Origin of the sequence: Burkholderia sp. AU44665 (genome assembly GCF_030504405.1) — a bacterium.
Classification (GTDB): Bacteria; Pseudomonadota; Gammaproteobacteria; order Burkholderiales; family Burkholderiaceae; genus Burkholderia; species Burkholderia semiarida.
This window is the reverse complement of sequence record NZ_JAUJRI010000035.1, coordinates 44,020-50,327: the sequence shown is the minus strand read 5'-3', so window position 1 is coordinate 50,327 and position 6,308 is coordinate 44,020. Positions and strand designations below refer to the sequence as shown.

General features: G+C 63.3%; 7 protein-coding genes. All 7 read right to left on the bottom strand.

Annotated elements, in window-relative coordinates; genetic code table 11:
* Positions 1-1,407, bottom strand: a 1,407-nt coding sequence (locus QZM15_RS32785; RefSeq protein ID WP_367883046.1) for a beta strand repeat-containing protein, incomplete at its 3' end; no start/stop codon positions are given.
* Between the two features lie 395 nt (positions 1,408-1,802).
* Complete coding sequence (locus QZM15_RS32780; RefSeq protein ID WP_109343295.1) at positions 1,803-2,285, bottom strand: protein-disulfide reductase DsbD N-terminal domain-containing protein; 483 nt, start codon at positions 2,283-2,285, stop codon at positions 1,803-1,805.
* Positions 2,282-2,755 (bottom strand): hypothetical protein, encoded by a 474-nt coding sequence (locus tag QZM15_RS32775; RefSeq protein WP_146211727.1) that lies wholly within the window; start codon positions 2,753-2,755, stop codon positions 2,282-2,284. The genes QZM15_RS32780 and QZM15_RS32775 overlap by 4 nt, the downstream gene beginning before the upstream one ends.
* Before the next feature lie 50 nt (positions 2,756-2,805).
* Positions 2,806-3,315, bottom strand: a complete 510-nt coding sequence (locus tag QZM15_RS32770; protein ID WP_163125533.1) for a hypothetical protein — start codon at positions 3,313-3,315, stop codon at positions 2,806-2,808.
* Positions 3,316-3,441: 126 nt separating this feature from the next.
* Entirely contained in the window at positions 3,442-3,840 is a 399-nt protein-coding gene (gene bamE, locus QZM15_RS32765) for an outer membrane protein assembly factor BamE (protein ID WP_058904131.1), read from the bottom strand.
* A gap of 55 nt (positions 3,841-3,895) precedes the next feature.
* A complete protein-coding gene (locus QZM15_RS32760) occupies positions 3,896-4,312 on the bottom strand; it encodes a hypothetical protein (RefSeq protein WP_109343298.1) in 417 nt (138 codons plus the stop codon).
* 8 nt (positions 4,313-4,320) lie between these two features.
* Complete coding sequence (locus QZM15_RS32755; RefSeq protein ID WP_109343299.1) at positions 4,321-6,300, bottom strand: zeta toxin family protein; 1,980 nt, start codon at positions 6,298-6,300, stop codon at positions 4,321-4,323.
* Between the last annotated feature and the right edge of the window lie 8 nt (positions 6,301-6,308).

The window sequence follows — 6,308 nt, the reverse complement described above, 5'->3', positions numbered from 1 at the left end:
CAGCGACGTGACAGCCTGCGCGGTCCCGGTCGATAACGAACCGATCGCGCTGGCCGCGCCGGTTGACAGGCTGCTGACCGTTTGAGCGGTCGACGTCGACAGTGACGAGAACCCTGCAGCCGTGCTCGTCGACAAGCTCGCGACCGTCGTGCCGACGTCGGACAGCCCAGTTGAGAGCGAACCAAAGCCTGATGCCGTACTGCTCGACAGACTCGTGATGTTGGCCGTGTTGCTGGTGAGGCCCGTCGACAGCGACGTGACAGCCTGCGCGGTCCCGGTCGATAACGAACCGATCGCGCTGGCCGCGCCGGTTGACAGGCTGCTGACCGTTTGAGCGGTCGACGTCGACAGTGACGAGAACCCTGCAGCCGTGCTCATCGACAAGCTCGCGACCGTCGTGCCGACGTCGGACAGCCCAGTTGAGAGCGAACCAAAGCCTGATGCCGTACTGCTCGACAGACTCGTGACGCTGGCCGTGTTGCTTGCCAGGCCCGTTGACAGTGACGTGGCCGACTGCGCAATACCGGTCGACAAGCTGGCCAACGCCGTACCGGCGCCGGCCACGCTGGTTGAGAGCGAACCTACGCTTGATGCTGCGCTGCTCGACAGGCTCGTGACGTTGGCCGTGTTGCTCGAGAGCCCTGTCGATAGCGACGACAAAGATTGTGAGGCGGTGGTTGACAGCGTAGCGAGTCCGGAAGAGACGGCGGCAACTCCTGTGGCATTGTTGGCGGTCGCAGTCGACAGCGACGTCACGGACTGACTCGTCGACGTAGAGAGACTCCCAACTGCCTGTCCCATTTGATAGAGCTCGGATCCGTTGACGGCGTCGAGACTTGTTGCACTAACGGCGCCGGCGGCAACATTAGTCAGTTGCCTCGGACTTTGCGGCGCACCGAAACTCACCACCCCGTTGGACGTTGATCCCGCCACCGAGTAGTTCTCACCAGCAATACCGAAGCTACTAAGCGGGTGCGCGGCGCCGGTCGTGGATCCCGATCCGATTGCGACATCCTGCGAATTGTTCGCGACGGCGCCGGTTCCGATCGCGACGGAACCATTGCCCGCAGCAGTGGCGGCGAAACCCATTGCCGTTGCATTCGTACCGGCCGCCGTCGTATTGCCGACCGCTACCGCATTCGTCTGCGCGGTGCTGGACGTCCCGAGCACGATCGAATCGGCGCCGGCCGCCGTCGACGCGTAACCAAAGCTCAACGAGCGCGGCCCGGCAGAGGTAACCGCCGTGCCGATCGCAACGGAATAATCGCCAGAGGCAACGGCACCATTCCCATCTGAAAGCGCACCATCTCCGGACGTCTGAGCATGCACTGGACCAGCCATCGATGCGATCGCCGCGGCGATCGCGATCGATAAACCGCGTGGTGTAGGGCGTTTCGAAAATTTCATTACAATCCCCGCTTAACAACGAGTGCCCGGTCTACGGGACGTTTACGCCTGCGCTCGCGCAGGACCTGGAGCCCTCTGTTCCTGTCCTCCGCCAAGATTCCGGGAACAGAGGGGGTTTCTTTCGGCAACATCGCCATCGATCTGACGGCGCTGCCTTTGGTGAATCTCAAGCTCGGCACCCTCGAAGGCGTCGCGCAGCATCGGGATATCGGCAATCAGAGGAGGACATTCCCCGTCATGGTCGCTAGCGCACGCTCGAGCGAGTGCTATCGCGTGTTGCCGACCGGTATGGAGGTAGTTGAACCACGCTGGCGAACCGGGGTCTGTCGTACGGACCGCATAGGCGTACTGGATACGCGCCTCGAGCGCCCGCGAGAAGCGAGAAAGGACGGCCGTCATCGCAACGCCTCCGACTGCGACAGCAGTGCAGCAGCAATCACTGGAAAGGTCCGCTGCATCGGCGGATAGCAGATCTGGTTGATTGCACAGCCTTGATAGGTCACCGTGAGGCCGAACATCTCGCGAGCATTGACCGGCACACGCAACGTCACTTCCCGCTCGAACACCTCAACCGGACGCCCAGAGCTCGGATCAGCGACGACCTTGCCGGCGCCGTGCTGAATTGCACCGAGGTGCGCGCGGCCGTCGTCACTCGCGACCCGGAAGCGGTCGCCGTAAAGTCGGTAACCGTCGGCGACCGCAAAATGGAGGACGACAGCGCCACGTTCTTCGGTCATGCGAACGCGGAACGCTTGCTCCGGCGACAGAAACTCCTGCGCGCGTGCCTGGCGAGCGAGGACACCGCCAACGATCCACGCAAGCAACGCCACCAACACGGCCACTACGAAGCCGCGCAGAACGCGAGTTCGACCGGTCATCGCGCACCTCGCTGCTTCCACGCCGATTCAGTGCGGGCGAGACCGTGCAAGACCGGCAGCGCCAGTAGGCTCCAGAAGTACAACGTTGCGCCGGCTACCATTCCGTCGAAACACAAGTCGAAAGCCGATTCCGCCAACCTGGCCGCCGGCGAATCGAAGTTCCCGACGATCACGATCATCAACAGCATGCAAATGAGATAGACATACATGCCGAAACGGTGCAAACCGCGCTGCGCGCGACGTAGTGCGCTCCACGTTCCACGACGAGTGCACGTCGAACGTACAGCCGGCAAGAACAGTAGCGCCGTAACAATCGCGGCGATGAACACGGGCTCCGTGCTATTCCAGAATCCGAGCGCATCAAGGTAAGCAATAGGCGCAATCAGTAACCAGGTAACGACCGCCAACACGCCGAGCATGATTCGCACATGTCGACGATGAACGGGGGGGGTCAAGGGGCGCGTATGCATACGGCTTTCTCCTTTACATGCCGCGTATTTGTCCAATTCCATCGTGGCGTTCAGTTCGCATGCCCACTGACCAAAAAGCGCAGGGCGTCCTGACTGCCTGCCGCCGCGGCTCGACGCATGAGTTGCATGCCGCTTTCCTGATCCGTATCGGTCGCCGCCGTGGTGTGGCCGAAACCCGCGTGCTTTTGCAGGTGCATGCGAGCAACCAGGTACATCGCTGTCGGTTCGCCAGCGTCCGACTCGGCCTGGAGCAAGCCCGGATAGTCGCGATTGAAATGAACGGCAAGCCATGTACCGGCGGAACGATTTCCGCCTTTCAGCGCGGCCTCCATGGCAGGTCGCATGTCGAGGTACGCGCGCGAGCGAGCCCAGGACTGCAAGGGCCCGTTTGTGCCGGTGATGGAAAACAGGCAAGCCGCCGCCGCAAGCGCGACCGCCGCGCCCTTCAGCGTGCGTTGGGCAGAGGGGTCCGGATTGGTCAGGATCAACGTGCCTTCTGGCCAGGTGATCGAGGCTGCAGCTCGCCGGCGCTCGATGGAAGATGCGCGATATCGATTCATTACGGGTGCCTCTACAGAAACGCGAGATCGGGGAAAAAGACCAGCCGGCAAGCCGGCTGGCGTCAAAGGGAAGGCGCAAGGTAAGGAACAGCACCTTCCCGCCACTAAATTGCGATCAGGCAGGCGCTACTGGCCGATGCCTCCCTTGGCCACGTCGGTGGTCTCGGCAAACGTGTATTTCTTGACGACGCCGCTGTCGTCGAACAGCACGGTCAGCGTCTTCTTCCGCACGTCAGCGCCATGTGCAAACGCACCGACGATCGGCACGAAGTTGATAGCGTGCGGCGTGGCGTGAGCCAGCTCGTATGTCCAGATCTCGAGACCCGAATCGGTGAACGTGGTCTTGTTCGGTGAACCGAAAGCATCCTGAACGTCCTGCTTCGTGCTCTTGCCCTGCTGGATTTGGGCCTGAACGCTTGATTGCGTCGCGGATTCGAGGTGCTCGTTGCCGGTGGTCGCGCAACCGACAAGTAACGCCGTGCCCGACAAGGCGACGATCAGGAGCGTGTTCTTCGTGAATTTCATGGTCTTCCTCTTGGTGTGGTCAACAGTCAAAAAATGGCGGTGATTCGTTGCTGGACTAATACAGGCGGCCGGTTCGCTCTGCTTCACATACAGCGCGGTACCAGTCGTCCATGTGGCGCCTGACCTGCAGCTCGACGTAGCTGATGTACGGTCGCCACCACGCGTAGAACAGCGAAGCAACGAGGCCGGCGAACGCGTACATCGGCAGCGACGCGCGCGGCTCGACGACGATCGGGTAGTCCAGGTGGAACCCGTTGGAGATCAGTCGCCCCCAGAGCAACAACGCCGGAGCCCATGCCAACCAGCACAGCGCGAGCCACTGCACGACGTAACGTGTCGCCCAATCGGCTTCGGTACGCAGCAGTCTCGGACTGGTCCACAGCCGACGGCGAATGTGTCGACGTTCGGCCAGATAGAGCCGCGTAAAATGTGGAACGGGACGCGCACGGCGGGGGCGATTGAAAATAGACATGGCGGCGCCTATCGCTCGATAGAAAGCTGGTGGTCGTGTGATCGGTCTGCGCGTTCTGCTTCGTGATCGCGCTCCTTGACCTGGTGCAGCGCGCTATCTGGCGAATACTGAATCGCGACCTGCTCGCCGACCTCCACGTCGCGGGACAATCGATCGCGCGGATAGACGATGCCGACGGTCTGACCGATCTTGACCAGCGAGTGGTGCGTCGAGTTGGCGAGCACCTCGCCGCGGTAGTGGCGCTCCAGCTTCTGCGCATCGCGCAAAATCAGGTTGTGGTGATCGCCGGCCAGGCCGATCGCCCGGCGCGAAACATCGTCCGGCACGTCACCCTCGGGTAGCTGGCCGCGATGGATCAGCTCGGACAGGTTGGCGCGTTCGAGTTCGCTGTGGGGAACCGTGCTGATCGAGGTCCGCGTTTCGAGGTGGTGGTAGGCCGCGTCGAGCTCGGGGAAGAGGGCGAGCGCCTGGTCACGGCCCAGCGTGTCGAACGCACGGCCGCGCTCCGCGTCGCGTGCGTGGTCAACGGTACGCCGGCGCGGCGCGCGCGCCGTATCGACTTCGACCTCCGTCTTTGCCTGATCCGGTTGGTGTGCGGGCGGCAGAATGGCCCGTTCGCGTACCGGCTCTATGCCCCCCGGATCGACGACTACCACACGACCGTCCACGATGCCCAGATTGTCGACGCCCTGATCGCCCCAGTGGTAACCGCGCTGACGAAGCGCATCGGCGGTGCGCGCGACGTCGGCCGATGTCACGCCTCGCATTTCGGCGCGGGGCATGATTTCGTATCGCAGATTGCCTTCGGTGCCGCTCGCCACCGGCTGCAAGACCTCTGGAATTTTTGGCCGAACGGCAAGATCGCCAGTACCGAGCCGCACCACATGCTTGTCGTCGGCCGCCAGCACGACCGACGACGCGCCGGCGTCCAGCGGTGTCAGGTGAGTCATCCCGTGCGAGCGAAGCCTGGCCTCGAGCGCGGGCAGATGACGCGACGCGGCGATTTCCTCGGCGACCGGATCGGGGAAGCGGCCACCGAGGTTCGGCACGTCACGGGTCATTGACCGGAGGACGTCGCGCAAGCCACGCTCCGGCGCCGGCCGCGCATCCGCAGACGCCCCGTTGGCCAGTGCTTGCGCATCCCTCTCCCGGACGCGTAGCGCCTGTTCACGACGCAGCGAGATGTCGGCAATCTCCGGTGCCGGCGCACCTCGCCCGGTACGAGCGTCACGAATGTCATCGAGCATTTGAACGTGATGGGCTATCTCGTCGCGCGTCATCGGACGCTCGCGCTCATGCACGATCGACGCGGCGGCCGCTTGCGGCTCGCGCCATTCACCCTGATGCAGTTCGTTGCGGTAGACCTCGCGGTGATGCCGATCGAGGATCAAGATTCGATCCACTGCCTTCTCTCGCTCGAGCAACGCGACCGTCTCGACCATGCCGGCATACGCCTGGTCGTGCTGCTCGGGATTGACAACCCGCCCCACGCCCGTCGTCGCGATTTCTCGCTCGGTACGCATCTGCGCACGTGTGAGCGACACCTCGGCTGGCATAGCGACGCCCCGAACCTCCAGCGTGTAGCCGCGCTCCTTGAGCCGCCGTGCCAGATTGCGCAGGCTATCGGGGTTGCGCATCGTCCCGTCGACCACAAGATCACGCCGCGCGTCGGATGCGGCCGTGGTTAGCCGGCCGGCCCATCGACCGGCGTCGGCATGCGTCAAGTCAGCCGCGTGTCGCGGATCTTCGCGAAGAAGCCGGCTGTACTGCGGCAAGTTCTCCCTCATGCGATCCGCGTCGATCAAAACGGCACCACCGCGTTCGTTGAGTTCCCCCATCGCCTGACGCGCGAGGGCCGTCTTGCCGGCACCGGGCTGGCCGCCGATGAGGATCGCCTTCGGTTCAGCCTGCTCGCGACTGCCGTCAATCGCCTCGCGCTCCACGCGCGCATACGCGCGCTGCATCACCACATCCGGAAAATTGTCCATGATGGGCT

Excerpts from the sequence above, each read along its gene's own strand:
- QZM15_RS32780 (WP_109343295.1), bottom strand. The coding sequence starts at position 2,285 with ATGACCGGTCGAACTCGCGTTCTGCGCGGCTTCGTAGTGGCCGTGTTG.
- QZM15_RS32775 (WP_146211727.1), bottom strand. The coding sequence starts at position 2,755 with ATGCATACGCGCCCCTTGACCCCCCCCGTTCATCGTCGACATGTGCGA.
- QZM15_RS32770 (WP_163125533.1), bottom strand. The coding sequence starts at position 3,315 with ATGAATCGATATCGCGCATCTTCCATCGAGCGCCGGCGAGCTGCAGCC.
- bamE (WP_058904131.1), bottom strand. The coding sequence starts at position 3,840 with ATGAAATTCACGAAGAACACGCTCCTGATCGTCGCCTTGTCGGGCACG.
- QZM15_RS32760 (WP_109343298.1), bottom strand. The coding sequence starts at position 4,312 with ATGTCTATTTTCAATCGCCCCCGCCGTGCGCGTCCCGTTCCACATTTT.
- QZM15_RS32755 (WP_109343299.1), bottom strand. The coding sequence starts at position 6,300 with ATGGACAATTTTCCGGATGTGGTGATGCAGCGCGCGTATGCGCGCGTG.